The 18,339-nt window shown below is 46.1% G+C and carries 34 protein-coding genes; all 34 read right to left on the bottom strand.

What is annotated here, in order from left to right:
• Positions 1 to 2: 2 nt before the first annotated feature.
• Complete coding sequence (locus AC6I5B_RS03100; RefSeq protein WP_497773604.1) at positions 3 to 488, bottom strand: hypothetical protein; 486 nt, start codon at positions 486 to 488, stop codon at positions 3 to 5.
• Positions 489 to 504: 16 nt separating this feature from the next.
• On the bottom strand, positions 505 to 1,737 hold the full coding sequence (locus AC6I5B_RS03095; protein ID WP_118293898.1) for a phage major capsid protein: 1,233 nt from the start codon (positions 1,735 to 1,737) through the stop codon (positions 505 to 507).
• A 30-nt stretch (positions 1,738 to 1,767) separates the two neighbouring features.
• Complete coding sequence (locus AC6I5B_RS03090; RefSeq protein WP_118084362.1) at positions 1,768 to 2,367, bottom strand: HK97 family phage prohead protease; 600 nt, start codon at positions 2,365 to 2,367, stop codon at positions 1,768 to 1,770.
• On the bottom strand, positions 2,357 to 3,607 hold the full coding sequence (locus tag AC6I5B_RS03085; RefSeq protein WP_118084361.1) for a phage portal protein: 1,251 nt from the start codon (positions 3,605 to 3,607) through the stop codon (positions 2,357 to 2,359). Before AC6I5B_RS03085 ends, AC6I5B_RS03090 begins: the two co-directional genes overlap by 11 nt.
• Before the next feature lie 17 nt (positions 3,608 to 3,624).
• Positions 3,625 to 5,280 carry a terminase large subunit gene (locus tag AC6I5B_RS03080; RefSeq protein WP_002591266.1) on the bottom strand — a complete coding sequence of 552 codons (1,656 nt, stop codon included), beginning with the start codon at positions 5,278 to 5,280 and terminating at the stop codon, positions 3,625 to 3,627.
• Positions 5,281 to 5,286: 6 nt separating this feature from the next.
• Positions 5,287 to 5,640 carry a hypothetical protein gene (locus tag AC6I5B_RS03075; protein WP_174805388.1) on the bottom strand — a complete coding sequence of 118 codons (354 nt, stop codon included), beginning with the start codon at positions 5,638 to 5,640 and terminating at the stop codon, positions 5,287 to 5,289.
• Between the two features lie 105 nt (positions 5,641 to 5,745).
• The gene (locus AC6I5B_RS03070) at positions 5,746 to 6,045 is read right to left on the bottom strand and encodes an HNH endonuclease (protein ID WP_055056147.1); all 300 of its coding nucleotides are present in this window, start codon (positions 6,043 to 6,045) and stop codon (positions 5,746 to 5,748) included.
• Positions 6,046 to 6,220: 175 nt separating this feature from the next.
• A complete protein-coding gene (locus AC6I5B_RS03065; protein WP_055272326.1) occupies positions 6,221 to 6,640 on the bottom strand; it encodes a hypothetical protein in 420 nt (139 codons plus the stop codon).
• A complete protein-coding gene (locus AC6I5B_RS03060) occupies positions 6,641 to 7,207 on the bottom strand; it encodes a sigma-70 family RNA polymerase sigma factor (protein WP_009297812.1) in 567 nt (188 codons plus the stop codon).
• 20 nt (positions 7,208 to 7,227) lie between these two features.
• Complete coding sequence (locus tag AC6I5B_RS03055; RefSeq protein WP_497773603.1) at positions 7,228 to 7,623, bottom strand: single-stranded DNA-binding protein; 396 nt, start codon at positions 7,621 to 7,623, stop codon at positions 7,228 to 7,230.
• A 265-nt stretch (positions 7,624 to 7,888) separates the two neighbouring features.
• Entirely contained in the window at positions 7,889 to 8,308 is a 420-nt protein-coding gene (locus AC6I5B_RS03050; RefSeq protein ID WP_055272326.1) for a hypothetical protein, read from the bottom strand.
• Positions 8,309 to 8,875, bottom strand: a complete 567-nt coding sequence (locus AC6I5B_RS03045; protein WP_009297812.1) for a sigma-70 family RNA polymerase sigma factor — start codon at positions 8,873 to 8,875, stop codon at positions 8,309 to 8,311.
• Between the two features lie 20 nt (positions 8,876 to 8,895).
• Positions 8,896 to 9,291 (bottom strand): single-stranded DNA-binding protein, encoded by a 396-nt coding sequence (locus AC6I5B_RS03040; protein ID WP_497773603.1) that lies wholly within the window; start codon positions 9,289 to 9,291, stop codon positions 8,896 to 8,898.
• An 80-nt stretch (positions 9,292 to 9,371) separates the two neighbouring features.
• Entirely contained in the window at positions 9,372 to 9,650 is a 279-nt protein-coding gene (locus tag AC6I5B_RS03035) for a hypothetical protein (RefSeq protein WP_497773602.1), read from the bottom strand.
• The gene (locus AC6I5B_RS03030) at positions 9,647 to 9,814 is read right to left on the bottom strand and encodes a hypothetical protein (protein ID WP_172594737.1); all 168 of its coding nucleotides are present in this window, start codon (positions 9,812 to 9,814) and stop codon (positions 9,647 to 9,649) included. The genes AC6I5B_RS03035 and AC6I5B_RS03030 overlap by 4 nt, the downstream gene beginning before the upstream one ends.
• Complete coding sequence (locus AC6I5B_RS03025) at positions 9,807 to 10,040, bottom strand: hypothetical protein (RefSeq protein ID WP_002591257.1); 234 nt, start codon at positions 10,038 to 10,040, stop codon at positions 9,807 to 9,809. The genes AC6I5B_RS03030 and AC6I5B_RS03025 overlap by 8 nt, the downstream gene beginning before the upstream one ends.
• On the bottom strand, positions 10,033 to 11,301 hold the full coding sequence (locus AC6I5B_RS03020; protein WP_497773601.1) for a ParB/RepB/Spo0J family partition protein: 1,269 nt from the start codon (positions 11,299 to 11,301) through the stop codon (positions 10,033 to 10,035). Before AC6I5B_RS03020 ends, AC6I5B_RS03025 begins: the two co-directional genes overlap by 8 nt.
• A 5-nt stretch (positions 11,302 to 11,306) precedes the next feature.
• Positions 11,307 to 11,480, bottom strand: coding sequence for a hypothetical protein (locus AC6I5B_RS03015; protein WP_003023380.1), 174 nt, complete (start codon positions 11,478 to 11,480; stop codon positions 11,307 to 11,309).
• Between the two features lie 5 nt (positions 11,481 to 11,485).
• Positions 11,486 to 12,274 (bottom strand): ParA family protein, encoded by a 789-nt coding sequence (locus AC6I5B_RS03010; protein ID WP_003023383.1) that lies wholly within the window; start codon positions 12,272 to 12,274, stop codon positions 11,486 to 11,488.
• A gap of 27 nt (positions 12,275 to 12,301) precedes the next feature.
• Positions 12,302 to 12,712 (bottom strand): VRR-NUC domain-containing protein, encoded by a 411-nt coding sequence (locus AC6I5B_RS03005; RefSeq protein ID WP_497773600.1) that lies wholly within the window; start codon positions 12,710 to 12,712, stop codon positions 12,302 to 12,304.
• Positions 12,699 to 12,944, bottom strand: a complete 246-nt coding sequence (locus AC6I5B_RS03000) for a hypothetical protein (RefSeq protein WP_009297806.1) — start codon at positions 12,942 to 12,944, stop codon at positions 12,699 to 12,701. Before AC6I5B_RS03000 ends, AC6I5B_RS03005 begins: the two co-directional genes overlap by 14 nt.
• Positions 12,928 to 13,101 (bottom strand): hypothetical protein, encoded by a 174-nt coding sequence (locus AC6I5B_RS02995; RefSeq protein ID WP_003023394.1) that lies wholly within the window; start codon positions 13,099 to 13,101, stop codon positions 12,928 to 12,930. The genes AC6I5B_RS03000 and AC6I5B_RS02995 overlap by 17 nt, the downstream gene beginning before the upstream one ends.
• Position 13,102: 1 nt before the next feature.
• Positions 13,103 to 13,870, bottom strand: a complete 768-nt coding sequence (locus AC6I5B_RS02990; RefSeq protein ID WP_003023397.1) for a rolling circle replication-associated protein — start codon at positions 13,868 to 13,870, stop codon at positions 13,103 to 13,105.
• Between the two features lie 170 nt (positions 13,871 to 14,040).
• The gene (locus AC6I5B_RS02985; protein ID WP_138343654.1) at positions 14,041 to 14,568 is read right to left on the bottom strand and encodes a DUF7768 domain-containing protein; all 528 of its coding nucleotides are present in this window, start codon (positions 14,566 to 14,568) and stop codon (positions 14,041 to 14,043) included.
• Positions 14,565 to 14,885, bottom strand: coding sequence for a hypothetical protein (locus AC6I5B_RS02980; RefSeq protein WP_002591249.1), 321 nt, complete (start codon positions 14,883 to 14,885; stop codon positions 14,565 to 14,567). Before AC6I5B_RS02980 ends, AC6I5B_RS02985 begins: the two co-directional genes overlap by 4 nt.
• Entirely contained in the window at positions 14,875 to 15,129 is a 255-nt protein-coding gene (locus AC6I5B_RS02975; protein ID WP_118084353.1) for a toxin PIN, read from the bottom strand. Before AC6I5B_RS02975 ends, AC6I5B_RS02980 begins: the two co-directional genes overlap by 11 nt.
• Positions 15,119 to 15,847: a single-stranded DNA-binding protein gene (locus AC6I5B_RS02970; RefSeq protein ID WP_497773599.1), complete on the bottom strand. Its 729-nt coding sequence runs from the start codon at positions 15,845 to 15,847 to the stop codon at positions 15,119 to 15,121. The genes AC6I5B_RS02975 and AC6I5B_RS02970 overlap by 11 nt, the downstream gene beginning before the upstream one ends.
• 20 nt (positions 15,848 to 15,867) lie before the next feature.
• Positions 15,868 to 16,167, bottom strand: coding sequence for a hypothetical protein (locus tag AC6I5B_RS02965; protein WP_412457466.1), 300 nt, complete (start codon positions 16,165 to 16,167; stop codon positions 15,868 to 15,870).
• Between the two features lie 12 nt (positions 16,168 to 16,179).
• The gene (locus AC6I5B_RS02960) at positions 16,180 to 16,521 is read right to left on the bottom strand and encodes a hypothetical protein (protein WP_002591245.1); all 342 of its coding nucleotides are present in this window, start codon (positions 16,519 to 16,521) and stop codon (positions 16,180 to 16,182) included.
• 5 nt (positions 16,522 to 16,526) lie between these two features.
• Positions 16,527 to 16,769 carry a defense against restriction DarA-related protein gene (locus AC6I5B_RS02955; protein ID WP_022279748.1) on the bottom strand — a complete coding sequence of 81 codons (243 nt, stop codon included), beginning with the start codon at positions 16,767 to 16,769 and terminating at the stop codon, positions 16,527 to 16,529.
• Positions 16,766 to 17,125 (bottom strand): hypothetical protein, encoded by a 360-nt coding sequence (locus tag AC6I5B_RS02950; RefSeq protein WP_118627673.1) that lies wholly within the window; start codon positions 17,123 to 17,125, stop codon positions 16,766 to 16,768. The genes AC6I5B_RS02955 and AC6I5B_RS02950 overlap by 4 nt, the downstream gene beginning before the upstream one ends.
• Positions 17,106 to 17,384, bottom strand: coding sequence for a hypothetical protein (locus AC6I5B_RS02945; protein WP_118771927.1), 279 nt, complete (start codon positions 17,382 to 17,384; stop codon positions 17,106 to 17,108). Before AC6I5B_RS02945 ends, AC6I5B_RS02950 begins: the two co-directional genes overlap by 20 nt.
• On the bottom strand, positions 17,385 to 17,834 hold the full coding sequence (locus AC6I5B_RS02940) for an XF1762 family protein (protein ID WP_055214515.1): 450 nt from the start codon (positions 17,832 to 17,834) through the stop codon (positions 17,385 to 17,387).
• Positions 17,835 to 18,245 carry a hypothetical protein gene (locus tag AC6I5B_RS02935; RefSeq protein WP_118627675.1) on the bottom strand — a complete coding sequence of 137 codons (411 nt, stop codon included), beginning with the start codon at positions 18,243 to 18,245 and terminating at the stop codon, positions 17,835 to 17,837. It abuts the gene before it with no gap.
• Between the last annotated feature and the right edge of the window lie 94 nt (positions 18,246 to 18,339).

Genomic DNA, 18,339 nt, shown 5'->3' with positions numbered 1-18,339 from the left:
TCTTACTCTGTTTCTTCCGCTACTCCTGCATTTACCAGAACTGCTGCACGTTCTCTGGTTACTGTGTAAGTATCTCCTGTATCCTTAATCTGGTTCAATTCCTTATCAAGAAAACGGTTCTTTGCTCTCACTTTTACCAGCCCTGCTGTTTTCTTTTCTTCCTCGGCTTTTGCTGCTGCCTTTCTCTCTTCCTCGGCTTTTGCTGCTGCCTCTGCCGCCTTTCTCTCTTCTTCGGCTTTTGCTGCTGCCTCTGCCGCCTTTCTCTCTTCTTCGGCTTTCGCTGCTGCCTCTGCTGCTGCCTCTGCTGCTACTTTTTTATCCTCTTCCGTAAGCTCGCTGTCGTCTGGTATATCTACCTCGACGGCTGCGCAGCGTGCAGCAATTTCTTTCTTTGTTCCTTCTGCATCTACGCCCAGCTGCTTTGCCAGTTCCTGCAAATCCTCTTTCTTATAGCTTTCCAGCTCTTTTGCGTCTAAGTATCCTTTCATGCTCTACCTCGCTTTCTTACACTGCTTTTACGCCCTTTTTAACTAAGATAATACCCGCAGCGTCAGCTACTTTGCCGTCCACTACCATTAAGCACTTATTCTTAATCTTGTTGTTGTCGTGGTCTGTCCACTTCACTACCTGCATTTCCATGTTGGTATTGATAACGTAATCAGAGAAATTCATAAATACTGCGATTACGTCGCCCTCGTTTGCGTCGTCCCAGCTCGGTAAAACGTCGTCCTCTACAGTTTCCACATTCTTACCCATGAAACGGTATGTTTCCTCTCCATTCACGCCGTAGTTTGTGCGTCCGATAGGCTGCCCGTTCTTATCTTCCATACCGTCAATGCCAGTATCAAAAGTGGACTGGTTCATAACAAAGCTGCCGTTTCTGTACGCCTTTTTCATTTTACCTTTTACCTTGTGCCAGCCGTTCCAGCTTGCGTACTCTTCCGGGGTCAGAGTAATTACAGTTGTTACCCTGTTGTCTTTAAGAACACCCAGCGGCTGCCCCTCACCTGTACCGTTGAAAATGGCAATTTCAATAGCCTTTACCATTGCCTCTGTTGCCATAGGTACAAACAAATCAGTAAACATTTTCAGCGTTACTACATTCGCTAAAATGCTCTGGGAAATTTTGCACTCCAAACCGTAATAATTGAATGTTACGGAATTTTTAGCAGATGCTTTCTGGTCGTCGCTGCTCTTTTCCTCTGCAATCCAGTGCGCAGTAGGCTTTAAGTCTGCAATCGGAATGGAAACGCCGCCCTGTACGTTAATCTTGCGCACCTTTGCATAAATGCTGCCGTAGCTTTCCAGTTTCTGAATGATTTCATTCATAATAGTTGTCGGAATTACAGCGCCACTGTCTGCTGTAGTGGTGGTTTCAGCCGCTCTGTACTCTGCCGGAATAGCAACGCCTCTGCATACATAATTCATAAACGCTTTTCTGTATGCCATAGTGTCGTATTTGTCCTCTGTTTCTCCTGCTCCTGCGCCGCCTGCTCCCTTGAAATTTCTAAGCAGCGTGGTATCTGCTCCCGCTCCACCTGTCGGCTCTCCTGCTGCAATTCTTTCAAGCAGCTTTTTACGTTTCTCTGCCGCTGTCAGTAAAGCTGTACGCTCTTCCTGTAAGTCTGTTACCTCTGTTTCCAGTTTTGTAATTTCCTCGTCCGTAAGCTCTGCCGCTCTGGTGTTAAGCTCTTCTTTGATTTCGGCTAATCTTGCCTCAATTTCCTTTAATCTCATAGTCTGTGTTCTCCTTTTTTGTTTTGATTTTTATAAGCTCGCCTTAATCTTTAGTATTGCTGCCCGCCTCTTAAGCAACTCCTGCCGCTCCCGCTCATAACTCCTACTCGCAAAAGCACGGGCGCTTATTTCAGTATCGTTATTTGCCGGAATACTCACGGCTGATACGTCATAAACCTTTTTGATTTTCAAAATTGTTCTTGTATGTGTTTCTCTGTCGTAACTTTCCTCTGCCACTGTAAACGCCCATGACATTTTAGTAATCATTCCTGCGTTTATGTCCTGATACAGTCCGCGAGCTAAGTCTGTCCGGCTTAAGTCTGCTGCCACAAAAAGCCCCTTTGCGTCCGGCTCTAAAATCAGCGTATTATTTGACTGTCTGGCAAATACTCTACCCTCATGGTCGTACTGCATAATAACGTCGCTCATGTCTGCGCTGTCTAATGCGTGTGCGTCTATTCTTTCGTAAATCTTTGTGCCGTCCTCAAACTCATATAAAAGGTATGGCGCATTAAATGTAGTGGCGTAGCCCTCTACGTAGCACTCCGACTGTATACGCTTTTCGCCGGAACTCTGCGCTACCAGAGGTGCTACCAGCGTTCTATATTCCCGTTCTTTCTTAACTGGCATTATTTACACCCTCTTTCTCTTTCTGTCCGTTCTGCGGCTCTTCTCCTGCTGCTGGTTCTGTCTGCTGTTGTACTTGCTGTATGATAACTGGCTGCTCACTTCCTTTGTTCAGCTCGCTTACCTCTGTATATTCCTTTCGGATATAATACTTTTCCCCGTCCTCAACGTGTGCCATGTTCCATATATCCATCACGCCGTTTCTGTTCAGTAACGCACGGTCAAAAAGCTGTGTGCTTACGCTTAACTTTGTGGCGTTGCTGGCGTATTGCAGGCGATTTGCAGAAAAGAAAATAGCATTGCCGCAGGCTCTTTCTCTCTCTGTAAAGCTCATATTTGTCATAACAAGCGATAGTTGTATTGCAAACGGTTCTATTTTTCCCTCGTAGTAGGCGTTCCACGTATTTTCATCAAATTTATTTTGCAGAATGTCCATATTTGTACCAAAATGCGTACATACATTTTCTTGTATGTGCTGCATCTGCAATGCGTTTGGTGTGTACGGTTTACTTTCTACCTGTTTCAGCTCACTAAACTTGTTATCATAAATAATCATGCCGCTATCGTTGTCTGCGCTTAAGTTGTCCTCTGTAAAGCGTTTCCGTTCTTTCTTTATATCATCTGGTTTCAGCATATTTGCCACCTTTGCCAGAAAACGGATATTTGCCGAATTTTTTACAGCGTTTATAATTCCCTCATTCTGCGTATGTATCAGCTGCATAGTTGGTGCAAGCGTGCTGTTGTCCTCTCCAAAAAGGTCGTCTTTATATTCAAAGTCTGTCATAATGCCTACACGCTCAAACTCAATAGCTCCATAGCTGCCATTTGCAAACAGATACCGTAAATATAACTGCCCCTCACTCTCTACCACCTCGCAGCGTTCAGCCCGCAGTGGATACCAGCCACACAAGCGCCCGTATTCGTCCTCGATAGGTATAATAAAAGCGGTGTGTTCCACCGCTACATACGTTGCCAGACGCTTTATAAATTTTGTTGTATCCATGAAGTAGTTGGGCTTATGCTGTAGTGTCTTTTCCAGTGACTTAAGAGCGCTGCCCTCTATCTCCGGCTTTAGCTTGCTGCAATGTGTAGCAAAATTATTTATAGCCGTTCTGGTTAAATCCATTTCATACACGCCGCCGCTAAAGCTGGTAAACGTCGGGCTGTATCCGTTCAGCATTTTGAAATAATTACCTATGGCTTTTAATTCTTTGCCATGAAAAAGATAGTCTAAAAATTTCATGCCGTTTACACTCCTTTCTATGCGGCATTTTTAAGCAGCTCGCCGCACTCTTCCCAGTATTTCTGCCGCACGGTCATTGCATCTATGACAGATACAAAGCCGTCGATATGCGCCCGCTGCTCGATTTTTATAGGTCTGAATTTTCTTGTCTCCATGTTGTGCTTAAGCGCAACATTTAAGAAATGCGTCTTTAGTAAATTGTTGTCGGCAATCTTAAAATCGCCGTCTTTTATGATGCCCTCAAACTCCCGTATAACTGGTGTAAGGTTCTCGCCTTGGTAAACGTCGTCCATGTGAAAACCATAATTTGCCATATCGGTAATAAGGTACTGGGCGCTGTATCTGTCGTAGCCGATTTTCAACGGTCGTATGCCGTAATCTTCCAGCAGCATAGTAAACCAGCCGTAAACGTCGTGGTAATCTACGTAATTCTCGCCGCTTAAGGTTATCAGCCCCTTTTTAACGAATATGTCATACGGCACGCCGTCCGTAGCCTGTAAGTATTCCAGTCTGCCCCGTGGCATAAAGAACTGTGTAAACGCATACAGTGTACCGTCTTTCTGAATAACCACACTGGCTGCTGTTAAGTCCGTTGTCTGGCTTAAGTCGATACCGCCCACTGCGTAGCAGTCCCTAAAGTCCTCTAAGGTCTTTTCTACTCCGGCGTTCTCTACTGTCTGATATTCCAGCCATGCAATAGAGCTGTTCTGCTTGATATTGCAATACTTTGTAAGGAACTCTGCTTTTTTACTTAAGCTGCCCTCTGCTACTGCTATCTCGTCCATAAAGAAACTTTCTTTTACGGATACGCCCATGTTAGGGTTAGCCTTTTTCAGTTCGTCTATGTCGTTCCACTTCTCCACATCATCAATCATGTAAAGGAATGGTAATAGCCTGCGCTCTTTGCTGTTTCCTTTCAAGAAACTTGTGCTACGTTTCATTAGTTCATCATAAATACTGTCGTTGATATATCCGGCAGTGCTTATGCTCAATATCATAGGTTGAGTACGTGCGCCTAAAGCGGATTTCATAACCTCATACTGCTTTAGTCCAGCGTCCCCGCTCCATGCTGCCATTTCATCACATACCACAAGCTGCGGGTTAAATCCGTCTGACTTCTTGGCATTAAAAGCAATCGGTTTTATTACCGTGTTGCTCTCCGCAATATAAATATCGCTGCGCCGTTTCTTTGCCAGCTCCGCTAACTCGTCCTCTGCCTGTACCATTTGATAAAATCCGTCATACACCAGCGCCGCTTGGTCTAATTTCGGCGCTAAGCAGTATATTTCTTGTCCATACTCTGGCTCTAAGTACGCCATATATGCAATAATCGCAGATGCAAATAAACTTTTTCCGTTTTTTCTGCCAATTACAATAAAAATTTCACGGAAAATACGTATTTTTTCTGCGTCCTGTATGCCAAAAATAACAGAAACTATGGCTTTCTGCCATAGCTCCAACTTGATTAAATCATTACGTCCCTTGCTGTGGTGGCAAAAGTTCTCTATGAACCGTATAGCCTTATTCGCAGCCTTTGCATTAAAAAAATACTCCTGCTTTTGCAGCCCGTTTATAATGATTTCGTATATTTTCTTTATCCATTTTCCCGCTATGATTTCGCCGCTTGTAATCTTTGCGTGGTACTCATAGATATAATTTCGATAAGGCGGCAATATTGCTTACTCTTCCCGCAAAGCCGCCAGCCTGCTTGTCTTTCGTTTCGCAGCTGGTACTAATTCCGTAAGCTGCTTAATCACTGCTGCATAGTTCTTACTAAGCGCTATGTAGGTTTCTGCCTCTGGGCTTTTCTTTGTTCCCCACTGGTTCTGCCCGTTCTGGTACTCACTCGTCCATCCGTCTTTTTCAAGTTTCGCCTGCAAGTCGTCCAGCTCAATGCTCATAAATGCAGCCTTTTCTATCAGCGGCGTTACTAATTTTCTTTTGTTTTCGTCTAAGTCCTTGAAAATTCCCTTAAGTCTGGTCTTTTCGGTCTTTATCCTCTGTTCTTTGGTTTTCTCTTTCTTTGTTGCCATTCCTTTACCCCGCTTTCCATTCCTGCGCCGCACCACACCCCCTACACCACCCGTGCGCACGCCCGTAGGGTAATTTTAGGGTATCCCCCTCGGTATTCGCCCCCTTTAATTATTTTTCTGATATGGGGGGAGTATGCCGCCGTTCTCGTCGAACTGATACCGCTTATGCCTCTCCTGTTTGTGGTGTTCCTTGTTGTGGCAGTCTTGGCACAACGCCTCTAAGTTATCCCAGCACAACGTAACGCTTATGTCGTTTATGTTCTCTCTGTTAAGCCAGCGCTTATGATGCACTATCTTTGCGGGCTGCCCGCAGCGTTCACAAATATAATCTTGTGACATTAAATAAGCGGCTCTGGTTTTTTCCCATGCCGCTGATAAATAAAAACTCTTAGCCCATGCTTTCATACTGTCCCCTCTCTTTCTTCATTCCCCAGCGCCCTAAGTTTCATGCGCTGGGTGGAGGCTAAAGAATGAATAGAAAAAGAGTAGGCAACTGCTGCCGCACATGGCTTAAGCTATCGCCTACTCATTTCATGCTACCATTGTATCTCTTTTGTTTTCCCATGTAAACACCACGTTTTTACCACGATATTACCCGCTGCTGCTCTGTTATCATTTCTCTTACTGGCACGCCTGCTGCTCTTAGCTGCTCGTATATACTCCTTATCTCGTGCCTAAACCAGCCTGCATACTGCATGGGTACTGGCTGATATTGCCGCCCCATAAATGGGTTATCCGCATACGCTGCCACCTGTGAAAACTCATATAGCAGCAGCGGCTTACTCTGGTCTAATAATAGCCGCAATATATATGCTGTCGTTCTTCCGTGTAGCCGTCCCTCTGGCGGCTGCCATATCCCAGTTATTATATATAACCTCTGCCACTCGTAAAGCTCAAATCCTAACGCCTGCTCTATATGCTTTATCAACCTGTCTGCCGCCTGCTGTTCTCTCGCTGTTTCCCGCTTTCTTTTTATCCATGCTTTTATTTTTTCAAACACTTACTTTACCCTCTCTTCGTCAATCCCCCACAATAATACTGACAGTTCGTTTATGATGCCCGTAACCCAGCGCCTCGGTGTGTTCTTTCCTGTATCCAGTTCCTCTGCGATTTCCGCATAGTCCATGCCCTGCATGAAATACATTTCAAAAGCCTTGTACTCTACACCTCTGCCTGCTGCCTCTCTGCGGCGCTCTATCTCTTCTACCGCTTTGTCTATATGCGCTGTCATTATCAATGTCTTAAAGCGTGTGCGTCTGATACTCTCTAAGTATGTACGCTGCTGCTCGTCCGTCATGCCTTTAAGTTCTAACTGCTGCCCGTCACTTATTGCGTTCTCGATATGGAAAGCCATATCACGGTAGCATTTCATAAGCGTAAAAGTGTTGTGGTATTTCTCTTTCTTCCTCTCCTGCTTTTCCTGTCGTTTCAGTTCCGTTATTGCAGCCTTTGCCTGTTTCTGCATCAGCTCTGTTAATTCGCTTTCATGCAGTTGTACCCAGCTTTCAGCCTCTGGCGGCATTTCTACCCCTGCCGCCGCTGTTGTCTTTGTTTCTTCCTGCTCCATGTTCTGTACCTCGCTTTCTGTTAATTAAACGGCAGCTCTTCGTCTGCTCCCTCTGGGATATTCATAAACCCGTCACTCTCCGGCAGCTGCTGCCCTCTCGCCTCTGCCTCTGCTTTGCTCTCTCCAAATCCTACGCTATTTGCCACAACCTCTGTGTAATATACCTTGCTGCCCGTGCGCTGGCTCTCGTAGCTGCCTGTTTTAATCTTACCAGTAACCTCTGCCCTGCTGCCTTTGCTTAACCATTTCTGCGCCCATTCCGCAGTACGTCCGAAACGCTTAATATTTATAAAATCTGTATCTTTCCCGTCGTCTACCGCAAGCGTAAAGCGGGTAATAGCTGTGCTATTGTCCTGCCCGCCATATCTAAGCTCTGGCTCTCTTGTAAGCCGCCCTGTAAGTGATACGTTATTCATTCTCTCTGCCCCTCTCTTCCAGTTTGTCCAGCTTTGAAAATATAGCCAGCAATTCCAGTGCTATAATTCCCAGTAAAATATTAGTCATTTTCTACCGCCTCGCTTTCTTCATTCCCCAGCGCCCTAAGTTTCATGCGCTGGGTGGAGGCTAAAGAATGAATAGAAAAAGAGTAGGCAACTGCTGCCGCACATGGCTTAAGCTATCGCCTACTCATTTCATGCTACCATTGTATCTCTTTTGTTTTCCCATGTAAACACCACGTTTTTACCACGATATTACCCGCTGCTGCTCTGTTATCATTTCTCTTACTGGCACGCCTGCTGCTCTTAGCTGCTCGTATATACTCCTTATCTCGTGCCTAAACCAGCCTGCATACTGCATGGGTACTGGCTGATATTGCCGCCCCATAAATGGGTTATCCGCATACGCTGCCACCTGTGAAAACTCATATAGCAGCAGCGGCTTACTCTGGTCTAATAATAGCCGCAATATATATGCTGTCGTTCTTCCGTGTAGCCGTCCCTCTGGCGGCTGCCATATCCCAGTTATTATATATAACCTCTGCCACTCGTAAAGCTCAAATCCTAACGCCTGCTCTATATGCTTTATCAACCTGTCTGCCGCCTGCTGTTCTCTCGCTGTTTCCCGCTTTCTTTTTATCCATGCTTTTATTTTTTCAAACACTTACTTTACCCTCTCTTCGTCAATCCCCCACAATAATACTGACAGTTCGTTTATGATGCCCGTAACCCAGCGCCTCGGTGTGTTCTTTCCTGTATCCAGTTCCTCTGCGATTTCCGCATAGTCCATGCCCTGCATGAAATACATTTCAAAAGCCTTGTACTCTACACCTCTGCCTGCTGCCTCTCTGCGGCGCTCTATCTCTTCTACCGCTTTGTCTATATGCGCTGTCATTATCAATGTCTTAAAGCGTGTGCGTCTGATACTCTCTAAGTATGTACGCTGCTGCTCGTCCGTCATGCCTTTAAGTTCTAACTGCTGCCCGTCACTTATTGCGTTCTCGATATGGAAAGCCATATCACGGTAGCATTTCATAAGCGTAAAAGTGTTGTGGTATTTCTCTTTCTTCCTCTCCTGCTTTTCCTGTCGTTTCAGTTCCGTTATTGCAGCCTTTGCCTGTTTCTGCATCAGCTCTGTTAATTCGCTTTCATGCAGTTGTACCCAGCTTTCAGCCTCTGGCGGCATTTCTACCCCTGCCGCCGCTGTTGTCTTTGTTTCTTCCTGCTCCATGTTCTGTACCTCGCTTTCTGTTAATTAAACGGCAGCTCTTCGTCTGCTCCCTCTGGGATATTCATAAACCCGTCACTCTCCGGCAGCTGCTGCCCTCTCGCCTCTGCCTCTGCTTTGCTCTCTCCAAATCCTACGCTATTTGCCACAACCTCTGTGTAATATACCTTGCTGCCCGTGCGCTGGCTCTCGTAGCTGCCTGTTTTAATCTTACCAGTAACCTCTGCCCTGCTGCCTTTGCTTAACCATTTCTGCGCCCATTCCGCAGTACGTCCGAAACGCTTAATATTTATAAAATCTGTATCTTTCCCGTCGTCTACCGCAAGCGTAAAGCGGGTAATAGCTGTGCTATTGTCCTGCCCGCCATATCTAAGCTCTGGCTCTCTTGTAAGCCGCCCTGTAAGTGATACGTTATTCATTCTCTCTGCCCCTCTCTTCCAGTTTGTCCAGCTTTGAAAATATAGCCAGCAATTCCAGTGCTATAATTCCCAGTAAAATATTAGTCATTTTCTACCGCCTCGCTTTCTTCTCTCAATCCTGCTGCCATATTGCTAAACGCCGCTGCTACGTTCTCACATAATGCCGCCAGTGCTGGCTTTATACTCTGCGCCCAGCGGTTAATAGCTGCCGCCAATGTTTCTGCTGCTGTTGGCAAGGTTTTATTTATCTGTCTTGCCATTTTTCTTGCAAGCCTGCGCTGTTTTCGCTTGTCCAGCTCTAACGGCGGGTTTACTCCATGCTTTTTCTTATAGTTCTTTTTCCACTGTCTGTATTTCACTGCTTACGCCCCTTTCTCCATATCACATACGGCAATATCCATACTGGCGCTGTTATTATCAACACCGCTTTTGCTGTGCATATCGTCACAAATACTGCTACGTCTACTGCTGCCTGTCCAATTTCTTCCACTGCATCTACTATGCCGTCCATATACTCAAACATTTACTACCCCGTTTTCCTGCTTAATCTCAATATTTCTGCCGCCTCGCTGTTTTATGATTGCCTCTACGTGCAAGTATGCAGGCAGCATAACCACGCTGCCTGTTCGTAACTGATATTCTACGCTTTTCCGCATCTTCTCGTATTGCTCTGCCTTGCAAAACGCCGTACAGCCCAGAATAATTGTAAATACCTGTGCTTTCTTCTTTTTCCGCTGCCGTCTATTCATGTTCTGCCCCGCTTTCCGTGTCCGTTTCGGACACCTTACCTGTATAGTCTGTTACTCTGATACCCAGAATACAGTAACCCTCTGTAAGCCCTGTATAATCTTCCAGCATATAAATAATATCTGCATCAATCGTGCGCCCTGTGTGCTTACCGTCCTTAAATTCCAGCATTTTAAGGCTGTCGCCCTGTTTGTATCCTCTGTCATTCTTCCGCAGCTCAAAGCTCTTTTTCCCGCTTATTACGTCCTTGTAATCAGATGCCACTATCTTTAATTCATGTTGCTTATGCTCTATATTCCCCTCGCTTGGCAGATGCTCCATTTTTTCTGTGTCTTCCCGCTCCTGCAATTTTTTCTTTGTCTGGCGGTCTATAGCGTCCTGCTCTTCGCTGTATCGCTGTTCGTCTGTCTTTTCAGCCTCTGCCTTATTTATGTACTGGTCGCATTTCTGGCACGTTCCCGTTTTTACGTTGCAGTCCTTGTATTTCTGGCAGGAATAGCACAAAGACGTTATGCTTTCTGGGTGCGGTGTTTCGTAATCGTCCCCTGCCTTTTTCTCTGCTACCTTTTCCGCTATTTCCTTTGCCCTCACATTTTTGCCCGCTGCTGCTTTTTCCGCTATTTCTTTCTGCTCGTCCTCGTCCAGCTTGGCTGCCTCGTATGCAGCGGTAATACCTAAATTGCCCTCTTTCAGCTGCTCTTTAATCTCCGGCGTTGCGTTGTTGTTGATTGCGTCCATTCTGGCTACGTTTGTGCTGCTTTCGTTTATCATAGCCGCCACTAAATCACGCATTTTGCCTTGTATCTCTAAGCCGTCCTCTTCCTTGGCTCTGATAAGCGCCGCTTTTGTACGCTCTACTAATCTGGTTTTTTCATAGGCTGTAAGCTCCTGCGTAAATCCGTTGCCAGCCAATAAGCGCAGCTCATACATTGCCTCGCTCATATCCATAAAGCGGTAAAGCACTTTCTCATACTCCTTATGTCCCCGCTCTAAGTTCAAAATATTTGCCGCATTACGTCTGTGTCCGTCGATTATACGGTATTCCCCGTTTACTCTCGCCAATACTGTAGGCTGTTCCTGTCCTACGTGTAAAAAGCTGTCTGCCAGCTCTTCTATGTTCTCTAATTTCTGGTGCGTATTCTCCTGTGCTGCCTTTACTTCATACGGGCTTAAATAAATCTCTTTGTATCCGCCCGTCTGTGCCTGCTGCCCTGCCGCTTTCGTCTTTGCGTTCAGAATGTCGTTAATGCCAAACTTTGCCATATTCTCTACCTCGCTTTCTTCTCTGTTCCCGTTCCCAGTCTTAAGCAGCCGCCGTTTTTATATGCCATGCACTTACTGCCGCTGCATCTTACAAACAAATTACGCACATTCCTTGCACCGTTCCTGTAATCTACCTGCATACTGCTTTTGAACGGGCAAAACCGTTTTTCTTTATCCATGCCCGCTACCTCTCTTTCCCTGTATACGCTGTTACAAATTTCTTGTATCCCTGCGCCGCTCCGCAGCATGGGCTATACTCATAAATCGGCTTACGCATGAAAGTATTTTCTGCTACTTTCTTGGAATACCGAATAATACCCAAAATATTAAAATCTGTCTTTTGTTCCAGCCACTCTACGCCTGCTGCCTCGCCGTCTGTGTTCTGGTATGACGTAATCAGCACGCCTGCCAGCTTTAATGCTGGGTTAAATGCCTTTGCGTCCTCTATCTGCTCTGTCACAATGTCCAGCCCCTCTAAAGCGTCCTCGTCCACCTTTACGGGTACTATTACCTCGTCCGTGATTGCCAGCGCATTTACAACATTAAGCCCAATATCCGGCGGGTTATCAATGATGCAGTAATCATACTTGCCGTATATGGTGCAATCTCCGTAATACTGCATCTTTGCATATACCAGTGCTTTATATCTCTCTATCTGGTTTTCGCTGTCCTCTTTGGTTAAATTCCATGTAGCCCCAAATAATGACATATTCGCCGTTACAATGTCGATACCCTCATACTCTGTATGCTGTATCAGCTCGTCTGCGTTTTCCCAGTCCCCAGCCAGTAGCCTTGTAACTGGTGCTACGTTCTCTGCATCATATCTGCTGTACGCCTTGCTTAAGTTTCCCTGCTTATCGTTGTCAATCAGCAGCACCTTATAACCTCGCCTGTAAAGCTCATACGCCATGTTTGCCGCTGTAAAGGTCTTGGCTACGCCGCCCTTTAAATTCAAAATGCTTATTGTTTTCATTCTTTGCCTCTCTTTCCTGCGTCGCCCCTAACGCATGGTTACTGTTTCCTGTTCTTTTGTAAGCTCGTCTGAATGTAATAAATACTGCTCTATCAGCTGCGCTGCTGGCTGCCAGCCGTAGCAGACGGCGGTATAATAGCCCTGCTGCCGCAGATACTCTAACCACTCTTTCTGTTTCTTGGTCGTCGTGTTCTCGCCTGCCTTAAGCTCTATGTGAAGCCCATGATACCCAGCCCTTGCGGCTGGTAGCATAATGTCTGGCACGCCAGCCTTTACGCCCTGCCTCTTAAGCACCGCTGCTGTTGCTTTATCACGTTTGCCGCCGTTTGGCACATGATACATATATTGCAGTTCCGGCATAATCTCTGTTCTGTATGCAGCCCAGCTAAATAATGCCTCTTGATGCCCGCTTTCGTCGTCCAGTCTAAAGTTTCTCATTTTCTCGCCTCGCTCTCTGCTTAAATTCTACATACTGGCAAATTCTAAAAAGTAGCCCGTCCTTATGCGGCTTGCTGTTCTCTATCGCCAAAAGCGTTATTGTTTCCTCGCTTTGTAGTCCTGCATTTCCCAGTACGTCCCAGCGGCATATATCGTAGTATCTGCACCGCAGGCAGCAGCGCTTACAGTCCTTGCCTTTCTGGAATAACCAGTATTTAATTTTTTCTATCATGTTTTCTGCCCTTTCTGCTGCCGCTGTCTTTCCAGCTCTCTTGCTGTTCAAAAATAGCCGCCGCAATTCTAAACGCCAGATATGCTGCCACAATCAGCGCCAGCAGTCCGGCTATTATCAACACTGCTGCAATGGCAATGCCCTTGATTATCTGCATTTCAGCCCCCCCTATCTGTTATTTTTACTAAGGTGTATCTTAAATACCCATAGCCGTAATACTCTGGGCTGTGTACCCCCATGCTTACGCTGTTCTTGTCCACGTAATAGCCCTTTATTGCCTTTGGCTCTTTCTTGAAATACTCACGGTCTGAAATTATGTGATACTCTGGCTCTGGTCTTACTAAATTCTTGCTGCAATTCCAGCGCTTACCCTGTAATGCTCCGTCAGTACCCTTTTTGTGCGTTCCTGTGTACTTGATTAAATAGCTTGCCAGTTCTGCATAGTTGCCGCTGTCGTCCAGAGGGAATACCTTTACTCTGTTATGCCCCTCGTATGCCTTATACCAGCAGCGCTGTAAAATCTCTGTGTCAATTTTATTTACTACAAGGTGGTGATGCCTCGCACCTTTCTTGCCTATCTCCATAACGTGTATGTATTTGAACTCTAACCCTGCTTTTCTGTACTCCTTTCTGCACTCCCTCAAAAATACGTCTATGTCCTGCCGCATCTGCTCCGGCGTTCTGTCCGACTCTCCTTTCCTGCGGATATAGTCAAGCACTAAATGGTAGTCCCCATAGCCATAGTTTGCATTTATGAGTATCCTTAACTTTCTCTCTGCCTGTCTGGTGTTTACTTTCTCCTGCTCTTCTTTTGTTGGCTTTACCTTATCCCCTCTGCTGATACCTTTCTTTTTGTATCTGCTGGTAAAGTACCTCTCTATCTCTATCGTATTTCCCGCTTTTGTTACCCTCTCTACGTACGGCATATATCTACCTCTCTGTCGGTTCGTTAATACTTTTATCAAGTGTTAAAACGGGCTGCCTGCCCGTTAAATTTCTTGACTTTGCGCCATACATAGCTTATAATTTTTATAGTATTTCAAAGCTGTATAGCTTAGCGCCTATGGTGTTTCCCCACCGTAGGCGCTTTTATTTTTCATGTTTCCTGCCACTCTCTTATGCGGCTTAAGGCATACTCATAAGCCCGTTTATATGCAGCTGTGCAAGCGCTGGCGGTACAGCAGTTCTCATGCCCCATAAGGCTACATAATCTACGCTCGTAACAATGCTTGCACTTATGCAGCTTTGCGTAGTCGCTCGCTACCCGCTCCTGTCGCTTTTCCTCATATTCCAGATGCCGTTTAATCTGGTTTGCATCTATAACCGCAATTCCCAGCATATTTGCTGTATGTATTTCTCTGTCCATTCCCTCTGTTATGCCGTATTTCACACCAGCAATAACAAAATCGCAGCCTTTCAGCAGCGCAAGCCCCGCAGCCATGCCCCTTGCCCGCTCTTCCGGCTTTTTATCGTCCATGCACTGCGTCATATATAAATGTGGCGTAATGGGTGCTAAGCCCGCCTCTAACGCCTGCCGTGTCAGCTGCTGCGCATAATCTATGTTTCTGTCCAGCTCTGCGCCGTCTTTCGCCCTGTATGGGCTGCATATATAAACCTTTCTCATGCCTTTTTACCCGCTTTCTGTTGTGCCTCTGCCCGTGCCTGTTCATTTCCTGCCAGATATGCTGCTAAGCACATCAGCTCGTCTGCTCCCTTTTGGTCTATAAAATTACAATCAACGCAGCATTTACAATACCCCGTAATCTGTAAATATCTGTCGTATACTTCCTGTGGTGTCTGGCACTGCTTTAAGCTGTCCACCATGCCTGCAAGCTGCTGTATTGCCTTTATGCCTGCCTCGCCGCCCTTTCCGTGTATCCCTACTGTAATCTGCCGCATTTTTGTTGCGCCGTCTGCTCCTAAAATTGTTTTACTCTTCATTCTGTGCCTCGCTTTCTTCCTTAAACCCAGCCAAAAGCATAGTCATTGCATCTATCGCTGTATCAAAATGTTTTCCCAGCTCTGCTGCATCAATAAGCCCCTGCTTTGTGTTTCTTCCGTTCCCTTTTATTGCTTGCGTTTGCAAAATAGGTTTTAACTGGCTAAGCCCAGCTATGCTGTTCTCTAACTCTTCCTCACTCACGCAGATTTTTACATATCCCTTGCCGATATGTTCAACACTCATTTTCTTTCTCTTCCTTTCTTCTAATCAGCCGTACCGATACCTCATAAGCTGTGCGCTGTTCTCTTTCTCCTGTGGCTGCATCAAGCACCTTTTCATACTGGCGGCTCTGATACCGTCCCAGCAGCTCTACAGTGTCGCCCTGCTGCCACTGCGCCGTCTCGTCTGCCTGTTCCTGCCAGCAGATGCACGGTAAAAAGCAGCTGCCGCCTGTAAGCTCATTTCTTACCTTTACCGTAATATCAGTAATGCGCTTGCCTCTCGGTGTTTCTCTGTATGTTGGCTTATTCGCTATAACGCCTCTTACTGCTGCCTCGTCCTGCTCTACTGCCTTTTCCGATACCGTCACAAAATCTGCCAGAATATATACCAGCAGTCTACCGCTCTGGAAGTCCTTAAGCGTCTGCACCTTGCCTGTCAGTAAAAGCCTGCTGCCCTCTACAAATTCCTGCATAACGTCAAATTCTATGCCGTTGCAAGCCCTGTATGGTACGTCCTCTGCAAATACTACCGTTACCTCGTCCGGCACGCCGCTTGGTCTTACCGTTTCCAGCTTTGCCATATAACCACAAAACGGCAGCCCGCATAGCTGCTTAATTTCCTTAATCTGTGTAAGCGTTCCTACCAGTCCCGCTGCATTTCCCTTGATACCGCCACCTGTAAGCTCGTCCATGATTGCAGTATCTAAATCCCGTAAAAAATCTGGCTTTTTCTTTGTCATACTTCCTGCCCTTTCCTTTCTTATATGTAAATGGTGTAGTAAAGCGACATCTGCAAATCACTAAACTTATACTGTGCTGTCTGGTCTGGCTCTAATGGTTTCATAAGCCCCAGCTCTTTCCAGCGTCTGTGCGTTATCTCCGGCACTGCTCTAAACTTCTTTACCTCATGCTCGCTGTATTTTCGGTATTCCTCGCTTATCTCATGGTCTGCAAACGGTTTGAACGCTGCCAGATACCCTACGTAAACCTCTGCTTTTCCCTCGATAATGCGCAGGCGGTCTGAACTCTCCAGCGTGCCTATAAATTCCTTTACTGTCACTGTCTGCCTCTCCTACTTCTCTGGCATTTCGTACAGCCTCGGTATTACTGCTGCAAACGGCTGTACGTCCATGCCGCCCCTTATTACGGCTGCACCGCCAGCCGTAAACAGATAGCTTACGCACGCTTTCTGTATCTCGTCCAGCACCTCTAAGCAGCGCTCTTTTGTGGCATACTCTCCAATTTCCTCTAAACACCCGTCACTTATGCAAATTACGTGGCGCTTTTTGTCTGCCTCTGCGCCGCCTCTCTTTTTCTTTATGTCCTCGTACTCTCCATACTCTACGCAGGCGTAATTACCGCCCAGTCTATACAGCTTTTCTTTATTCTGGCTGCGTATATATACCTCGCTCATTGCCTTTATCTCCTTGCCTCTAAGTTTTCCATTTCAGAAATGCAGTTTGACGGTATCAGCTCATAAGCTGCCGCCTCTATTTCTGTAAGCGCCTCTTTGTACTCAATGTATCCCCACGCCTGCCGTGCTATCTCTGGTACGTTCTGCCGTTCCTCAAAATTTTCTATATGTAAAATCTCGTTTCCCTGCGGCTTTGGAAATGTTCCCAGCGATAACGGGCGTAAAGGGCTGTAATATCTGTGGCTCATTCTCCCGCCCCGCTTTCCTCTTTATGTTCTTGGTAGCCCTCTAAATAGCCTAATGCCTCTACGTCAATTTCCTTGCCGTCCTTACCGTCGCTGTTTATCCGAATTTTGCCGTAGTAGGAATAAATACAGCAGCCGTCATAGTCGTATACTCTTATACTGCCCTCTGTGGCTGCCTCTGGTGTTTCAATAACCAGCGGCTCTGCCTGCTGCATCTGCGCTGCTACCTGTTCGTCTGTTACTGGCTCGCTGTTCTTTCCTCTGTACCAGATAGCCAGCATAAACAAAATGATTGCCAGCACGCCTGCCGCTATAATGGCTACGCACTGTATCAGTTTCTTAACTGCCTGTCGTTTCATTATCCTTTTTACCTTTCTGCTTTTCCTGCTCTTCCTCTGCACACCGTATAAACGCCTCAATGTTGGCAATTTTCTTGTTATGTGCGTTAATAGCTTTTTTGGCTTTTTCATACAGCCAATACCATTGCGCAATTTCCTTATTTTCTTTCTCTTTCTGCAAATCCCTTTCCGCTTTTTCTATTGCATCTTCCAGATTTCCAGAATATGTAAAATGCCGCATATTTTTTGTTTCTCTGATTTTATAGCTTGCCTTTCCCACTTACTCGCCCCCTTTTTCTACCTCAAAACGTAATTTCATTTGTGCCGGGTACAAATCTACCTTTGGTGCGCTGCGCCCGTTCCAGCGTTTCCCGCCGCACTCCCCTACACATTTCCAGCCAGCCGCTTTAAGACTGCTGCCTGTTTCGGATACTAAAATATAAGTAATCAGTTTTTTGTATCCTAAATTTCTTGCTGCTCTCCATGCTGCCGAATACAAAAAACTGCACGCATTTCTTGTACCGTCTGTGCAAAGTCTATTTACTTCCAGCGTTAGCCCGTTATCCAAATATCTGCTTACTGGTCTACCCACAATAGCCACGCCTACTATTTTCTCTCCGTCGCTTGCCGCAATGCTGAATTTATGCCCCACTACTGGCTTATGGTGTCTATGGTATCTCTCAACAAAAGCATTAGCCTCTTTTAACGTAATTGGTACTAATTCAAGCATTTACTGCCGCCTCTCTTCCGTAGCAAAATAGTAGTTATCTACTATCAGCATTTTTTTACTGAAAAGACACATAAGCCCCAGCGGTACGGTAATAACCGCTATTGTTATGTCGCCCTCTGCCGCCCATACTGCCAGCACGGTAACTACCAGCATTGCAAGCCCATAGGCTTTCTGCTTAATGAAATACCAGCGGCGGGCTTTCTTTTCCTGCTCCCGCTGTCGCCTCTGCTCTTTTTTCTTTCGCATATCTGCCATTGCATCTGCGTAGCCTTTCTGGTATGCGTCCTCTACTATCAATGCCTCTGCTGCCATTCTCTGCCTCTCTTCCTTTCGGCGGCGCTCTCTGTCTTTCCATGTGTGCCGCTCTCCTGTTCTGGCGTTTGGTTTTACCGTGCGGGCTGCTTTTCGCATTAAAAAGCAACTGAAAACCTGTTGACTGTCCACATACTTTCTGGCTGGTATGACCGCCGCTATTTTTCCACGGTATACAGATTGCAGCTATTAG

Source organism: Faecalimonas nexilis (assembly GCF_059731825.1).
The sequence above is the reverse complement of the archived record's forward strand: the minus strand, read 5'-3'. Positions and strand labels throughout refer to the sequence as shown.

Coding starts and splice junctions, on each gene's coding strand:
- AC6I5B_RS03100 (WP_497773604.1), bottom strand. CDS start 488: ATGAAAGGATACTTAGACGCAAAAGAGCTGGAAAGCTATAAGAAAGAG.
- AC6I5B_RS03095 (WP_118293898.1), bottom strand. CDS start 1,737: ATGAGATTAAAGGAAATTGAGGCAAGATTAGCCGAAATCAAAGAAGAG.
- AC6I5B_RS03090 (WP_118084362.1), bottom strand. CDS start 2,367: ATGCCAGTTAAGAAAGAACGGGAATATAGAACGCTGGTAGCACCTCTG.
- AC6I5B_RS03085 (WP_118084361.1), bottom strand. CDS start 3,607: ATGAAATTTTTAGACTATCTTTTTCATGGCAAAGAATTAAAAGCCATA.
- AC6I5B_RS03075 (WP_174805388.1), bottom strand. CDS start 5,640: ATGGCAACAAAGAAAGAGAAAACCAAAGAACAGAGGATAAAGACCGAA.
- AC6I5B_RS03070 (WP_055056147.1), bottom strand. CDS start 6,045: ATGAAAGCATGGGCTAAGAGTTTTTATTTATCAGCGGCATGGGAAAAA.
- AC6I5B_RS03060 (WP_009297812.1), bottom strand. CDS start 7,207: ATGGAGCAGGAAGAAACAAAGACAACAGCGGCGGCAGGGGTAGAAATG.
- AC6I5B_RS03055 (WP_497773603.1), bottom strand. CDS start 7,623: ATGAATAACGTATCACTTACAGGGCGGCTTACAAGAGAGCCAGAGCTT.
- AC6I5B_RS03045 (WP_009297812.1), bottom strand. CDS start 8,875: ATGGAGCAGGAAGAAACAAAGACAACAGCGGCGGCAGGGGTAGAAATG.
- AC6I5B_RS03040 (WP_497773603.1), bottom strand. CDS start 9,291: ATGAATAACGTATCACTTACAGGGCGGCTTACAAGAGAGCCAGAGCTT.
- AC6I5B_RS03030 (WP_172594737.1), bottom strand. CDS start 9,814: ATGTTTGAGTATATGGACGGCATAGTAGATGCAGTGGAAGAAATTGGA.
- AC6I5B_RS03025 (WP_002591257.1), bottom strand. CDS start 10,040: ATGAATAGACGGCAGCGGAAAAAGAAGAAAGCACAGGTATTTACAATT.
- AC6I5B_RS03020 (WP_497773601.1), bottom strand. CDS start 11,301: ATGGCAAAGTTTGGCATTAACGACATTCTGAACGCAAAGACGAAAGCG.
- AC6I5B_RS03015 (WP_003023380.1), bottom strand. CDS start 11,480: ATGGATAAAGAAAAACGGTTTTGCCCGTTCAAAAGCAGTATGCAGGTA.
- AC6I5B_RS03010 (WP_003023383.1), bottom strand. CDS start 12,274: ATGAAAACAATAAGCATTTTGAATTTAAAGGGCGGCGTAGCCAAGACC.
- AC6I5B_RS03005 (WP_497773600.1), bottom strand. CDS start 12,712: ATGAGAAACTTTAGACTGGACGACGAAAGCGGGCATCAAGAGGCATTA.
- AC6I5B_RS03000 (WP_009297806.1), bottom strand. CDS start 12,944: ATGATAGAAAAAATTAAATACTGGTTATTCCAGAAAGGCAAGGACTGT.
- AC6I5B_RS02995 (WP_003023394.1), bottom strand. CDS start 13,101: ATGCAGATAATCAAGGGCATTGCCATTGCAGCAGTGTTGATAATAGCC.
- AC6I5B_RS02990 (WP_003023397.1), bottom strand. CDS start 13,870: ATGCCGTACGTAGAGAGGGTAACAAAAGCGGGAAATACGATAGAGATA.
- AC6I5B_RS02985 (WP_138343654.1), bottom strand. CDS start 14,568: ATGAGAAAGGTTTATATATGCAGCCCATACAGGGCGAAAGACGGCGCA.
- AC6I5B_RS02980 (WP_002591249.1), bottom strand. CDS start 14,885: ATGAAGAGTAAAACAATTTTAGGAGCAGACGGCGCAACAAAAATGCGG.
- AC6I5B_RS02975 (WP_118084353.1), bottom strand. CDS start 15,129: ATGAGTGTTGAACATATCGGCAAGGGATATGTAAAAATCTGCGTGAGT.
- AC6I5B_RS02970 (WP_497773599.1), bottom strand. CDS start 15,847: ATGACAAAGAAAAAGCCAGATTTTTTACGGGATTTAGATACTGCAATC.
- AC6I5B_RS02960 (WP_002591245.1), bottom strand. CDS start 16,521: ATGAGCGAGGTATATATACGCAGCCAGAATAAAGAAAAGCTGTATAGA.
- AC6I5B_RS02955 (WP_022279748.1), bottom strand. CDS start 16,769: ATGAGCCACAGATATTACAGCCCTTTACGCCCGTTATCGCTGGGAACA.
- AC6I5B_RS02950 (WP_118627673.1), bottom strand. CDS start 17,125: ATGAAACGACAGGCAGTTAAGAAACTGATACAGTGCGTAGCCATTATA.
- AC6I5B_RS02940 (WP_055214515.1), bottom strand. CDS start 17,834: ATGCTTGAATTAGTACCAATTACGTTAAAAGAGGCTAATGCTTTTGTT.
- AC6I5B_RS02935 (WP_118627675.1), bottom strand. CDS start 18,245: ATGCGAAAAGCAGCCCGCACGGTAAAACCAAACGCCAGAACAGGAGAG.